We start from the raw sequence: 13,371 nt of genomic DNA on the forward strand, positions 1-13,371 counted from the left end.
GTACCTCGTTAACTCCCTCCCCTTCAAGGGGAGGGAACTTGGTTTAGTTCGGCTCGAATTCGACCAGTTCGGCTCCATCGGCCACCTGCTCGCCGGCAGCGTAGCAGAAAGTCTTGACGGTTCCGGCGGCGGGGGCGGTGATGGTGTGCTCCATTTTCATGGCTTCGAGGATGAGCAGCGGTGCGCCTTTTTCGACCTTCTGGCCGGGCTGGGCGAGCAGGGCGACGACCTTGCCGGGCATCGGTGCGGTCAGGCCGCCGCCTTGGGCACCGCCGGCTTCGACCAGGTGTAGTGGATCGTCGCGGAGAAGTGAGTACGTGCTTCCGTTGAGGAAGATGCTGCGTTTTTCATCGACGGCGACAACGCTGGCCATCAGGCGACGGTCGTCGAGTTCGACGGCAAAGCGGTCGCCTTCGAGTTTCTTGCCACGGGCCAGCGTGGTCTGGCCGTTGATGGTGATCTGCCATTTGTCGCCTTGGTAGCGCACCATGGCTTCGATCAGGCTGTCGCCGTCGCGGAAGCCGATCAGGCGGGCGGCCGACAGGTTCATGCGCCAGCCGTCGCGGGCATGCCACGGCGAGCAGGGGTCGCCGCTGTTTTTGGCTGCTTGTTTGGCTTCGTGCTGTTCCCAGAGTAGTTCGCCGACCGTGGCGACGAGCAGGGCATCGCGCGGCACGGCCTGGGCGGCGGGGAAAAGGAATTCCTTCTGGCGTTCGATCAGCCCGGTGTCGAGGTCGGCACTAGCAAAGGCCGGACAGGCGACGAGGCGGGAGAGGAAATCGACGTTGGTGGTGACGCCGGCCACCTGATAGTCGGCCAGCGCCTTGCGCATGCGGGCCAGGGCGGCGTCGCGATGCTCGTCCCAGACGATGAGCTTGGCGATCATCGGGTCGTAGAAAGGCGTGATTTCGTCGCCTTCCTCGACGCCGGTATCGACGCGGACATTGAGGCTTTCGGCCGGCGGCGACAGACGGACGAGCTTGCCGGTCGACGGCAGGAAGCCCTTGTTGGTGTCCTCTGCGTAGATGCGGGCTTCGAGGGCGTGGCCGCGAATCTGCAGCTGTTCCTGGGCGAGCGGTAGCGGCTGGCCGGCGGCGACGCGCAATTGCCATTCGACGAGGTCCTGCCCGGTGATCATTTCGGTGACCGGGTGCTCGACCTGCAGGCGGGTGTTCATTTCCATGAAATAGAACGAACCGTCCTGATTGGCGATGAATTCGACCGTACCGGCGCCGACGTAACCGACGGCTTTGGCGGCGGCGACGGCGGCCTTGCCCATCTCATGGCGGCGCGCATCGGTCATGCCGGGGGCGGGGGCTTCTTCGAGCACCTTCTGGTGGCGGCGTTGCACCGAGCAGTCGCGTTCGAAGAGATAGACGCAATCGCCCTGCGTGTCGGCGAAGACCTGGATTTCGATGTGGCGCGGCTTGGTGATGTATTTCTCGATGAGCACGTGCTCGTTGCCGAAGCTGGAGGCGGCTTCGCGTTTGCACGAGGCGAGGGAGTCGGGGAAATCCTCGCTCTTTTCGACGAGGCGCATGCCCTTGCCGCCGCCGCCCGCTGCCGCCTTGATCAGCACCGGGTAGCCGATGGCGTCGGCTTCCTTGTGCAGCAGTTCCGGCGTCTGGTCGTCGCCGTGGTAGCCCGGGGTGAGCGGTACGGCGGCCTTGCCCATCAGTTTCTTGGCTTCGGATTTCGAGCCCATGGCGCGAATGGCCGAGGCTGGCGGGCCGATGAAGGCGATGCCGTTGGCGGCCAGCGCATCGGCAAAATCGGCGTTTTCGGACAGGAAACCGTAGCCGGGATGGACAGCCTGGGCGCCGGTGCGCTTGCAGGCGTCGACGATCTTGTCGGCGACGAGGTAGGACTCGCGGGCGGCGGCCGGGCCGAGCAAGACAGCTTCGTCGGCGAGGCGGACATGGCGGGCGTTGGCATCGGCTTCGGAATAGACGGCGACGGTGCGGATGCCCATGCGGCGAGCGGTCTTGATGACGCGGCAGGCTATTTCTCCGCGGTTAGCAATGAGGATCTTGTTAAACATGGCTTATTCCCCAATCCAGTTGGGCTGACGTTTATCCAAAAAGGCGGCAATGCCTTCGCGGGCTTCCGGCGTGGCGCGGAGGTGGGCGATGCGGTGGGCGGTGTCATCGACCAGCGTGTCGTTGATCGGCCGGCCGTTGACAGCGCGGATCAGGTCCTTGGCGGCGGCGTGGGAAAGCGGGCCACCTTGCAGCAGCGAGGCGACGATTTCCTGCACCTTGGCATCGAGCTGTTCCGGCTCGACGGCTTCATGAACGAGGCCGATTTCGCGGGCGCGGGTGGCATCGATGCGTTCGGCCGACTGGAAGTAGCGGTAAGCCTGCCGGGCGCCGATGGCGCGCAGCACGTACGGCGAAATGGCCGAGGGGATGATGCCGAACTTGACTTCGGAAGTGGCGAAGACGGCCTTGGTCGAGGCGACGGCGATGTCGCAGGCGGCAGCCAGACCCATGCCGCCACCGAGCGCGGCACCCTGGACGCGGGCGATGGTCGGCTTCTTCATCTCGGCCAGCACGCGGAGCATGCGGGCGAGGGCGCGGGCGTCGTTGAGGTTGTCGTCGAGGCCGTTGTTGGCGGCGCGCTTCATCCAGTTGAGGTCGGCGCCGGCGGAGAAGCTCTTGCCGCGGCCGGCCAGGATGACGACGCGGACATCTTTGTCTTCGTCGAGGGCGATGCAGGCGGCGGTGAGTTCGGCGATGAGGGTTTCGTCGAAGGCATTGTGGAGGTCGGGGCGGTTCATCCAGATGGTGGCGACCGGGCCGGTGAGTTGTATTTCCAGGGCTTGGAAGGGCATTTTGTTTGTCTCGGTTTTGTTATTTGGTTTTGCTGAATTGGCGTTGTTTTCCGCGCTTGAGGCGCGTCTTACTTTCTTCTTGCTTCGCCAAGAAGAAAGTAAGCAAAGAAGAAGGCGACCCTGGGTCGGTGCCGGCTACGCCGGTTCCCTGCGCTACTCGGGACTGGCGGGGGCTGCGGAACTCGGGCTTCGCCCTCAGACAGTCCTCGCCCTTTTTCCGCCAGCCCCTGCGTTGCTCGGCACCTCTCAAGGGGCCCGGTAAGGCGTCCACGCTGAGCCAGTGGATTTCATTTTTGGGCTTTTTTTCCGGTTGACCGTGGGAATCTGTTTTTTGGGGCAAAACGCTTGAACATGGACGTTTTTGGGGCCCCCGTGGAAGGCGCTGAGCAACGCAGGCGGGCCGGGGGCAGTCGGCTTGCGTTGTCTGAGCCGCAGGCGAGTTTAGCAAGCCGCCCGGCCTGCCGAGTAGCGCAAGGAACCCGAAGGGCGCCGACCCTGGGGTCGCCTTTTCTTTGGCTACTTTCTTTTGGCGAAGCAAAAGAAAGTACGCCCGCCAACAAGGCGGAACCCCAAGCTCATTCAACGGAACCCCAAGCCAATTCGAGGAAACAATCATTTAGAAACCCCCCTCCCCCGAATCAACCCAGCCATCGGCTGCCCATCCAACGCCGCAATCAAACTCGCCTGATTAGCCGCCGGCTGATTCTGGCTAACCTTCCATTTCCCGACCAAGCGGTCGATGGCAATCTCAATCCCGACAATCGCCCCCAGCATCTTCCCGATGTAATCAGCCGGCGCATCATCAACCGCCCACGGACGTGGTAACCCGGCTTCGTGCTCAGCGGTCAGCGCATGCAACTGGGCCAAAAGCCACTCAGCATCGTCGATCAGGCGCAACTCGCCGTAGGCATGCACCGCCGTGTAATTCCAGGTTGGCACCACCTTGCCGTGCTCGGCCTTGGTGGCGTAGCCGGACGGGCTGATGTAGCAATCCGGACCTTTGAAAATAACGAGAATTTTCCGGTTGACCGTGGCATCAGCGGCCAGCGGATTGGCCCGCGCAACGTGGCCGCGCAAGGTGCCGTTCGGGCCAGCGCTCGCGTCCAGATGCAACGGGATGTGGTTAGCCTCCAGCCCCTCCGCACCCTGCGTGACGACCGTGGCGAGCGGAAAGGCGCGCATCAGCTCGTGCATGACGCCGATGTCAGTTTCCGCAAAATGCTTGGGCAGATACATCGTCTTACATCCGGAAAATGCCGAACTTCGTCTCTTCGGCCGGCGCGTTCATTGACGCCGACAGCCCGAGGCCGAGCACCCGCCGCGTATCGGCCGGGTCGATGATGCCGTCGTCCCACAGCCGCGCCGAGGCGTAGTAGGGATGGCCCTGTGTCTCATACTGCTCGCGGATCGGGTCCTTGAACGCCGCTTCCTCCTCGGCACTCCAGGTCTTGCCGGACGCCTCGATGCCGTCGCGCTTGACGGTGGCCAGCACGCCGGCCGCCTGCTCGCCGCCCATCACCGAGATGCGGGCGTTCGGCCACATCCACAGGAAGCGCGGGCTGTAGGCGCGGCCGCACATGCCGTAGTTGCCGGCGCCGAACGAGCCGCCGATGACGACGGTGAATTTCGGCACCTTGGCCGTGGCGACGGCCGTCACCATCTTGGCGCCATCGCGGGCGATGCCGCCGTTTTCGTATTTGCGGCCGACCATGAAGCCGGTGATGTTCTGCAGGAATACGAGCGGAATGCCGCGCTGGGCGCAAAGTTCGATGAAATGGGCGCCCTTCAGGGCCGATTCGCTGAACAGAATGCCGTTGTTGGCGACGATGCCGACCGGGTAGCCGTAAATCCGGGCGAAACCGCAGACCAGCGTGGTGCCGTAGCGGGCCTTGAACTCGTCGAAGTCGGAGCCGTCGACGATGCGGGCGATGATTTCGCGGACGTCGAAGGGCTTCTTCGAATCGGTCGGGATGACGCCGTAGAGTTCTTCGGCGGCGTAGGACGGTTCGACCGGCGTCGTCAGCGTGACTGGCGGCTGCTTCTTCCAGTTCAGATCCTTGACGATGCGGCGGGCGATGGCCAGCGCGTGGGCATCGTTCTCGGCCAGATGGTCGACGACGCCGGAAATGCGCGTATGGACGTCGGCGCCGCCGAGGTCTTCAGCCGAGACGACTTCACCCGTGGCGGCTTTCACCAGCGGCGGGCCACCGAGAAAGATCGTGCCCTGATTCTTGACGATGATCGACTCGTCGCACATGGCCGGGACGTAGGCGCCGCCGGCCGTGCACGAACCCATGACGGCGGCGATCTGCGGAATGCCGGCGGCCGACAGGTTGGCCTGGTTGAAGAAGATGCGCCCAAAGTGTTCCTTGTCCGGGAATACCTCGTCCTGCATGGGCAGGAAGGCCCCGCCGGAATCGACGAGATAGACGCAGGGTAGCCGGTTTTCCAGGGCGATTTCCTGGGCGCGCAGGTGTTTCTTGACGGTCAGCGGGTAGTAGGTGCCGCCCTTCACTGTCGCGTCGTTGGCGACGACCATGCATTCGACGCCATTGACCCTGCCTATGCCGGCGATCACCGAGGCCGCCGGCACATCGCCGCCGTACATGCCGTAGGCGGCGAACTGGCCGATCTCAAGGAACGGTGTGCCGGGGTCGAGCAGGCCGTTGACCCGCTCGCGCGGCAGCAGCTTGCCACGGGCCAGATGTTTCTGGCGCGCCGCTTCCGGGCCGCCGAGGGCGATCTTCTCGACCTTTTCATGGAGGTCGGCGACGACCGTGGCCATGGCCGCCGCGTTGGCCTGGAAGTCGGCCGAGCGCGGGTTGAGTTGGGATTTCAGGATGGTCATGTCTCCTCGCTTCTTTTATGTGTGCGTTGCCTGAATTGCGATTTGGTAGGTGCTACAACTGCTTTTCCTCTTTGAGCCACTTGCTGACCGGATCAGGTCGGTAGGCAGTCATCGTGGCCAGCAGTTTTTCGATGTCGGTGTCGGCCAGCGCCATGGCCCGGTTCTGGGCGCGCAGGAAGCCTTCGGCTACGGCCTGGTCGAACATGGCGAGCAGCGGGTCGTAGAAACCATTGACGTTGAGCAGGCCCATCGGCTTGGCATGGAAGCCGAGTTGGCCCCAAGTCAGGATTTCGCAGAATTCCTCGAAGGTGCCGAAGCCGCCAGGCAGGGCGATGAAACCGTCGGACAACTCGGCCATGCGTGCCTTGCGGGTGTGCATCGAATCGACGATCTCGATGCGCGTCAGCGCCCGGTGATCGACGGCGCGGCCGGCCACTTCCTTGCCCATCAGCGCCTCCGGGATGATGCCGATGACCGTGCCGCCCGCTTCCAGGCAGGCATCGGCGACGGCGCCCATGAGGCCGATGTTGCCGGCGCCATAGACCAGTTCGATGCCGCGGGCGGCAAGCAGGCGGCCGAGCTTTTCGGCTGCGGCGCGGTAGACCGGGTTGCTGCCGGCGTTGGAGCCGCAGAAGACGCAGATTCGTTTCATGAAATCCTCAGAAGCCACCGGTTTTCAGCCAGTGTTCGATCTGCGGCAGGCGGTCGGCGCCGAAGAAGGCTTCGCCGTCGATGATCACGTGCGGTGAGCCGAAGACGCCGGCGGCCAGCGCTTGCTCGCATTCGTCCTTGAGTCTGGCCTTGATTTCCGGACTTTTCATCGCGGCAGCCAGCGTGGCGCGATCGACGCCCAGCTTTTCGGCAATGTCGAGCACGGTGTCGGGCGAGGAAATGTCGAGGTCGTCGACGAAGAAGGCGCGATAGGTGGCGTGGGCAAACTGCCGGGCCAGCGCGCAGTCCTGGCCGTGCAGCCAATAATAGGCGCGGGCGGCGTTCTGTGTTGGCAGCGGGAAACGACTCGGCGGATTGAAGGGAATGCCCATGAAGCGCGCCGAGCGATGGAAGTCGTGCAGCATGTATTTGCCCTTGCTGCTGACGCCATCGGCCGGTGGGCGCGAGCCGGTGGCCTGAAAAACGATGCCGAGCAGGATCGGGTGCCAGCGCACCTTGCGGCCGTATTGGGCGGCCAGGGCATCGATCTTTTCGCTGAGCAGATAGCCGTAGGGGCTGGAAAAATCGAACCAGAAGTCGATTGGGGGCTTGGCGTCGGTCATCGTTTGTCTCCTGTTGGGGCTACGGTCAATTTCATTTTTAGGGTTTTTTTCCGGTTGACCGTAGCAATGGGGTTTGACTACTCGTTGGCGATGCTGCGCCCGATGACCAGCCGCTGGATGTCGTTGGCGCCTTCGTAAATCTGGCAGATGCGCACGTCGCGGTAGATCCGTTCGACCGGGAAGTCGCTGGTGTAGCCGACGCCACCGTGGATCTGGATGGCGTCGGAAGCGATCTTCTCGGCGGCTTCGGAGGCGAACATCTTGGCCATCGAAGCTTCCTTCAAACACGGCTTGCCGGAGTCCTTGAGCTGGGCGGCGCGCCAGACCATGAGGCGGGCGGCGTCGAGCAGGGTGTTCATGTCGGCCAGACGGAAATTGACGGCCTGGTGGTCGATGATAGCCACGCCGAAGGTGACGCGCTCCTTGGCGTAACGCACTGCCGCTTCAAACGCGGCGCGGGCCATGCCGATGCTCTGCGCGGCGATGCCGATGCGGCCGGCTTCAAGGTTGGAGAGGGCGATCTTGTAGCCTTCGCCTTCCTTGCCGAGCAGCGCCGAAGCCGGCACGCGGCAGTTTTCGAGAATGATCTGCACGGTGTCGGAGGCGTGCTGACCCATCTTGTCCTCGGTACGGCCGACGATGAAACCGGGCGTCGCGGTCGGGATCAGGAAGCAGGAAATGCCCTTCTTGCCGGCCGCCTTGTCGGTGACCGCGAAGACGATGGCCATCTGGGCATGCTTGCCGGTGGTGATGAACTGCTTGACGCCGTTGAGCACGAAGGAGTCGCCATCGCGGTCGGCGCGTGTGGTGATCGCCGAGGCGTCGGAGCCGGTATGCGGCTCGGTCAGGCAGAAACAGCCGAGCTTTTCGCCGCGGGCCAGCGGTTTGAGCCATTCTTCCTTTTGCGCGTCGGTGCCGTATTTCATCGTGATGCCGCAGGCCAGCGAGTTCTGCACCGAGACGATGGTCGAGGTCGCACCGTCGCCGGCAGCGATTTCTTCGAGGGTCAGGACCAGCGACATGTAATCCATGCCGGCGCCGTCCCATTCCTCGGGGACGACCATGCCCAGCGCACCGAGTTCGCCGAGTTCCTTGAGCGCTTCGGCCGGGAAGGTGTGGTTGCGGTCCCAATCAGCAGCGAAGGGGGCGAGGCGCTCCTGCGCGAAGGCGCGCATAGTGTCGCGGATCATTTCCTGTTCTTGCGTGAGAATCATGCGGTTTTCTCCAGAGTATTTTTTTGTCGTGTGGTCAGCCAGACGCCGGCGATGACCAGCAGACCGCCGGCCAAGACGGCCGGGCGGAGCCGTTCGTCAAGCAGCAGCGCGGCCTGCAGGACGGCGAAGACGGGGACCAGATTGATGAAGACGGAGGCGTGGCCGGCACCGAGTTGATGCACGGCGGCGGTGAACCAGGTGTAGGCGATGGCCGTGCCGAACAAGGCGAGAAAGCCCATGCTGGCCCAGACGCGCCACGACCAGCCGGCCGGATCGATGTCACCTTGCCACAGCGCGGCCAGACCGAGCAGGAGGGCGCCGCTCAGGCTGGCGTAGAGCGTCGTCGCCAGCGCCGAGAAACAATGCGTCGCCTGCCAGCCGAGAAAGGTATAAGCCGCCCAGCTCGCCACGCAGCCGAGGATCAGCCATTCGCCGAGCCCGACCTCGCCGTTGATCAAGGCCAGCGGATCGCCGTTGCCGATCACCGTCAGGCAGCCGGCAAAGGCGATCAGGCTGCCGACAGCCTTGCGCGATGTCATGCGCTCCTTGCCGGTCAGCCAGGCCAGGATGACGATGACTACCGGGTTGAGCGCGACGACCAGCGCGCCGCGCCCGGCCGAAATGCGCTGCAGGCCGAAAAAGAAGCACAGGCCGTAGAGAAAGATGCCGAAAAACCCGAGCGCCCAGACCAGACCCCACTCCCGCCCGCCCTGCGGCAGCGGAATGCTGCCCTCGGACAGGAGCAGCACGCCGGCAACGATGGCGCCGGACAGCACGAAGCGCAGCGCGGCAATGGCCAGCGGTGCCGTCAGCTCCTGGGCAATGATGCGTCCAGCGATCCAGGTTCCACCCCAGAAAAACATCGCAGCGATCAGCTTGGCGTAGGTCACAACGACTCCTCCCCCTTCAAGGGGGAGGCTGGGAGGGGGATGGGTGCTGGTCTGCCATTGGCGACCGAATTACCCATCCCCACCCCAACCCTCCCCTTGAAGGGGAGGGAGTGGGTAGGCGACTCGATGGTCACTTACAGCATTTCCACCGCGAGAGCCGTCGCTTCGCCGCCACCGATGCACAGGCTGGCGACACCCCGCTTCTTGCCGTACTTCCTGAGCGCGCCGAGCAACGTGACGACGATGCGGGCACCGGAAGCACCGATCGGGTGACCAAGCGCACAGGCGCCACCGTGGACATTGACCTTGGCCGGGTCGAGCTTGAGGTCGTGCAGCGAAGCCATGGTGACGACGGCGAAGGCTTCGTTGATTTCGAACAGATCGACCGATTCGGCAGTCCACCCGGTCTTGGCGAACAATTTCTGCATGGCGCCGACCGGAGCCGACGGGAAGAGGGCGGGCGTGCCGGCGTGCGTGGTGTGCGCAACGATGCGGGCAATCGGCTGCAGGCCGAGCTTGGCGGCTTGCGAAGCGCGCATGAGGACCATGGCGGCGGCGCCGTCGGAGATCGACGAGGAGTTGGCCGGGGTGACGGTCCCGTCCTTCTTGAAAGCTGGTTTCAAGGTCGGGACTTTTTCGACGTTGACCGCGAACGGGCCTTCGTCCTTGTCGATCACGACATCGCCCTTGCGGCCGGCAACGGTGGTCGGGGCGATTTCCCAGGCGAAGGAACCATTGTTGCTGGCTTCGATGGCGCGGGTCGTCGAACGGATGGCGAATTCGTCCTGCGCTTCACGCGTGAAACCGTAAGTGGTCGCGCATTCCTCGGCAAAGGTCCCCATCAGGCGGCCGCGGGTTTCCTTGGAATAAGCGTCTTCGAGGCCGTCCATGAACATGTGGTCGAACATCTGGCCGTGGCCGAGGCGATAGCCGCCGCGCGCCTTGGACAGCAGGTAGGGGGCGTTGGTCATCGACTCCATGCCGCCGACCACGGCGGCGCCATAGGAGCCAGCCAGGATGCCATCGTGGCCGAGCATCGTTGCCTTCATGGCCGAGCCGCAGACCTTGTGGATGGTGGCGCAACCGGCCGAGAGCGGCAGACCTGCCTGCAATGCCGCCTGGCGGGCCGGGGCCTGGCCCTGGCCGGCTTGTAGCACGCAGCCCATGAGCACTTCCTCGATCAGGTTGGCGTCGATGCCGGCTCGCTCGACGGCGGCCTTGATGGCCACGGCGCCGAGATTGGCAGCGGTCAGGGCGCTGAAACCGCCTTGAAACGAGCCCATGGCGGTGCGGGCGGCGGAAACGATAACGATCGGGTCATTCATGCTGCTTTCTCCTTGCGTTGCTTGTTATGAATTCAGGCGTCCAACGCTTTCAGTGCGGCGTCGTAACGGAAAGGCAAATCCTGCGGGTGGTCGACGGTGATGCCGAGGTCGTGAATCAGGCCATCCTTGAGGCCGTAGATCCAGCCGTGGACGGTCAGCTGCTGGTCGCGCGCCCAGGCGTCCTGAACGACCGGGTTGTGGCAGACATTGACCACCTGCTCGAGCACGTTCAGTTCGCACAACCGGTCGTGGCGAAGTTCTTCGGGCAGGTTGTTGACGTTGGCCAGATGCTTGTTGTGCACGTCATGGACGTGGCGCAGCCAGAGGTCGACGACGCCAACCCGGGCCCGGTTGAGGGCGGCGAGCACGCCACCGCAGCCATAGTGGCCGACGACCATGATGTGCTTCACTTTCAGCACATCGACGGCGTACTGAATGACCGACAGGCAGTTGAGGTCGGTGTGCACGACGACATTGGCGACGTTGCGATGGACGAAGACTTCGCCCGGCAGCAGGCCGACGATCTGGTTGGCAGGCACGCGCGAATCGGAACAGCCGATCCACAGGAACTCCGGCGTCTGCAACTGTGACAGCTTGTCGAAATAATTTGGATCGACGGCTTGCATCTGGCCGGCCCAGGCGCGGTTGAAATCGAACAGGTGCGACAGGTTCTCGCTGCGAATTTCCTCTTCCGACCAATTGTCGAGATCAAGGGCGAGGAACATCGTGCCTTCGACCGGCGTCTGGTAATAGTTCGGCGCCTCGGTGAAACCCAGCTCACGGTAGAGCTTCACGGCCATGCGCATGTTGGGCAGGGTGTCGATGATCAGCTTGCGATAGCCGATCTCCTTGGCTGCCTTGATCGCGGCCAGGGCCAGTGCTGCGCCAACCCCGTGGCCGCGCTCTTCGGGCGCGACGTAGAGGCGTTTCATTTCGCAGACGCCTTCGCTGTCCGAGAGCGGGCGAACGCCGACGCAGCCAGCCGGACGGCCATCGACCTCGGCAAAGAACAGCCGGCCCTGCGGCGCGACATAGGTGCCGGGCAGGGAAGCCATTTCCTGGTCGAAGTTCTGGTACGACAGGTCGACGCCGAGCCAGGCCGCATAGTTGCGGAAATACTGGCGAACCTGCTCGAGGGCTTCGGTGTCGTCGGCGGTGAGGGTGCGTAGGGTAACGGGCATGCTGTGGGCTCCATGTTGCGGCGCCCCTGTCCGGAGCGCCGGCAGGAGCGTGTTATGCGGTTTCAGCGAAGAGTTCGCGACCAATCAGCATTCTACGGATTTCCGAGGTGCCTGCCCCGATCTCATAGAGCTTGGCATCGCGCCACAGGCGGCCGACCGGATACTCGTTGGTGTAGCCAACGCCACCCAGTGTCTGGATCGCTTCGCCTGCCATCCAGGTCGCCTTTTCGGCCGAATAGAGAATGGCGCCGGCGGCGTCCTTGCGCAGGGTGCGGGCGTGGTCGGTGGCATCGCAGGCCCGGCCGACGGCATAGACGTAGGCGCGGTTGGCCATCCAGGTCGAATACATGTCGGCGACCTTGCCCTGCATGAGCTGGAATTCGCCGATGGCCTGGCCGAACTGCTTGCGTTCGTGGAGGAAGGGCACGACGACGTCCATGCAGGCGGCCATGATGCCGAGCGGACCGCCACAGAGCACGGCGCGTTCGTAGTCGAGGCCGGACATCAGCACTTTGGTGCCGTTGCCGACACCGCCGAGGACGTTTTCTTCCGGCACTTCGCAGTCGTCAAAGAACAGCGGGAAGGTGTTCGAGCCACGCATGCCCAGCTTGTCGAGGTGGGTGCCGTGGCTGAAGCCGGTCATGCCCTTTTCGACGATGAAGGCAGTCATGCCCTTGGCGCCGGCGTTCATGTCGGTTTTGGCGTACACCACCAGCGTGTCGGCATCGCCACCGTTGGTGATCCACATCTTGGAACCGTTGAGGACGTAACGGTCGCCCTTTTTCTCGGCCTTGAGCTTCATCGAGACAACGTCGGAACCGGCGCTCGGCTCCGACATCGCCAGCGCGCCGACGTGGTCGCCGGAAATGAGCTTGGGCAGATATTTCTGACGCTGGGCTTCGGTGCCGTTGCGACGGATCTGGTTGACGCACAGATTCGAGTGGGCGCCGTAGGACAGGCCGATGGACGCCGAAGCGCGCGAGATTTCCTCGAGGGCGACGATGTGGGCAAGATAGCCCATGTTCGTGCCGCCGTATTCCTCGCCGGCCGTCATGCCGAGCAGGCCCATGTCGCCGAATTTCTTCCAGAGATCGGCCGGGAAGTGATTGATGCGGTCAACTTCAGCGGCGCGCGGTGCGATTTCGGCATCGGCAAAAGCCTTCACCGCGTCACGCAGCAGGTTGATGTCTTCGCCGAGGCCAAAGTCGAGGCTGGGTATGTTCATGGTTTGTCTCCGTTATCGATTTATTTTTGAATTACTTTTCGGTCTTGCCGTGCATGTTGTCGCCCTGCTCGGGCGACCCGTCAATATGGCTTGCGCGAATACTTGAATCGCTGCGCTCGCCGCCCGCCGAGGCGGACTTCTCGCTACGCACCACGGTCATGATGGTCTGCTGCATCAGCGCACAAAGCGTTTCCCGCCCGTCTTTCACAGCGAAGACTTCGGCCTGGGTGATGATCAACGTCTTGCCCGGGCGTACCACCTTGCCGCGGGCGATGAGCTTCTCGCCGTCGGCCGGGGCGACCAGATTCATCTTGAATTCGACGGTGAGCACCGAGGCGGTTTCCGGCACGACGGTCATTGCCGCATAGCCGGCCGCCGAATCGGCAATCATGCCGACGACGCCGCCATGGACAAAACCGTGCTGCTGCTCGACACCCGTCCAGTGCGGCAGGTGGATCTCCGTCCGGCCGTGTTCGATGACCGGCATCGTCGCCTGGATCAGTTCCATGGCGTTCTGGCGGGCAAAGCTGGCGCTGACGCGCTCGGCAAAGTGGTGATCGACGATTTTGGTCATAGGTGGT

Annotated in this window: 11 protein-coding genes and 1 pseudogene; all 12 read right to left on the reverse strand. The window is 63.6% G+C overall.

The features are described 5' to 3' along the window. Positions 1–43: 43 nt before the first annotated feature. On the reverse strand, positions 44–2,041 hold the full coding sequence (locus KI610_RS00515; protein ID WP_226496782.1) for an acetyl/propionyl/methylcrotonyl-CoA carboxylase subunit alpha: 1,998 nt from the start codon (positions 2,039–2,041) through the stop codon (positions 44–46). Between the two features lie 3 nt (positions 2,042–2,044). Next, a complete protein-coding gene (locus KI610_RS00520; RefSeq protein ID WP_226496783.1) occupies positions 2,045–2,833 on the reverse strand; it encodes an enoyl-CoA hydratase/isomerase family protein in 789 nt (262 codons plus the stop codon). A gap of 612 nt (positions 2,834–3,445) precedes the next feature. Further along, positions 3,446–4,069 carry an FMN-binding negative transcriptional regulator gene (locus KI610_RS00525; protein ID WP_226496784.1) on the reverse strand — a complete coding sequence of 208 codons (624 nt, stop codon included), beginning with the start codon at positions 4,067–4,069 and terminating at the stop codon, positions 3,446–3,448. A gap of 4 nt (positions 4,070–4,073) precedes the next feature. Continuing rightward, positions 4,074–5,681 (reverse strand): carboxyl transferase domain-containing protein, encoded by a 1,608-nt coding sequence (locus KI610_RS00530; protein WP_226496785.1) that lies wholly within the window; start codon positions 5,679–5,681, stop codon positions 4,074–4,076. A 52-nt stretch (positions 5,682–5,733) separates the two neighbouring features. Continuing rightward, positions 5,734–6,333, reverse strand: a complete 600-nt coding sequence (locus tag KI610_RS00535) for an LOG family protein (protein WP_226496786.1) — start codon at positions 6,331–6,333, stop codon at positions 5,734–5,736. Positions 6,334–6,340: 7 nt separating this feature from the next. Then, positions 6,341–6,955: a 2-hydroxychromene-2-carboxylate isomerase gene (locus KI610_RS00540; RefSeq protein WP_226496787.1), complete on the reverse strand. Its 615-nt coding sequence runs from the start codon at positions 6,953–6,955 to the stop codon at positions 6,341–6,343. Positions 6,956–7,032: 77 nt separating this feature from the next. Next, positions 7,033–8,169, reverse strand: coding sequence for an acyl-CoA dehydrogenase (locus tag KI610_RS00545; RefSeq protein ID WP_226496788.1), 1,137 nt, complete (start codon positions 8,167–8,169; stop codon positions 7,033–7,035). Then, entirely contained in the window at positions 8,166–9,059 is an 894-nt protein-coding gene (locus KI610_RS00550) for a DMT family transporter (protein WP_226496789.1), read from the reverse strand. Before KI610_RS00550 ends, KI610_RS00545 begins: the two co-directional genes overlap by 4 nt. A 134-nt stretch (positions 9,060–9,193) precedes the next feature. Beyond that, complete coding sequence (locus KI610_RS00555; protein WP_226496790.1) at positions 9,194–10,384, reverse strand: acetyl-CoA C-acyltransferase; 1,191 nt, start codon at positions 10,382–10,384, stop codon at positions 9,194–9,196. Positions 10,385–10,416: 32 nt separating this feature from the next. Beyond that, the gene (gene can / locus KI610_RS00560) at positions 10,417–11,565 is read right to left on the reverse strand and encodes a carbonate dehydratase (protein ID WP_226496791.1); all 1,149 of its coding nucleotides are present in this window, start codon (positions 11,563–11,565) and stop codon (positions 10,417–10,419) included. Between the two features lie 52 nt (positions 11,566–11,617). Continuing rightward, positions 11,618–12,790, reverse strand: a complete 1,173-nt coding sequence (locus tag KI610_RS00565) for an isovaleryl-CoA dehydrogenase (protein ID WP_226496792.1) — start codon at positions 12,788–12,790, stop codon at positions 11,618–11,620. 133 nt (positions 12,791–12,923) lie between these two features. Continuing rightward, positions 12,924–13,364: pseudogene (locus KI610_RS00570) on the reverse strand (PaaI family thioesterase); the annotation flags it as partial. Positions 13,365–13,371: the final 7 nt, after the last annotated feature.

Origin of the sequence: Ferribacterium limneticum (genome assembly GCF_020510565.1) — a bacterium.
In the GTDB taxonomy this organism is placed as follows: Bacteria; Pseudomonadota; Gammaproteobacteria; order Burkholderiales; family Rhodocyclaceae; genus Azonexus; species Azonexus limneticus_B.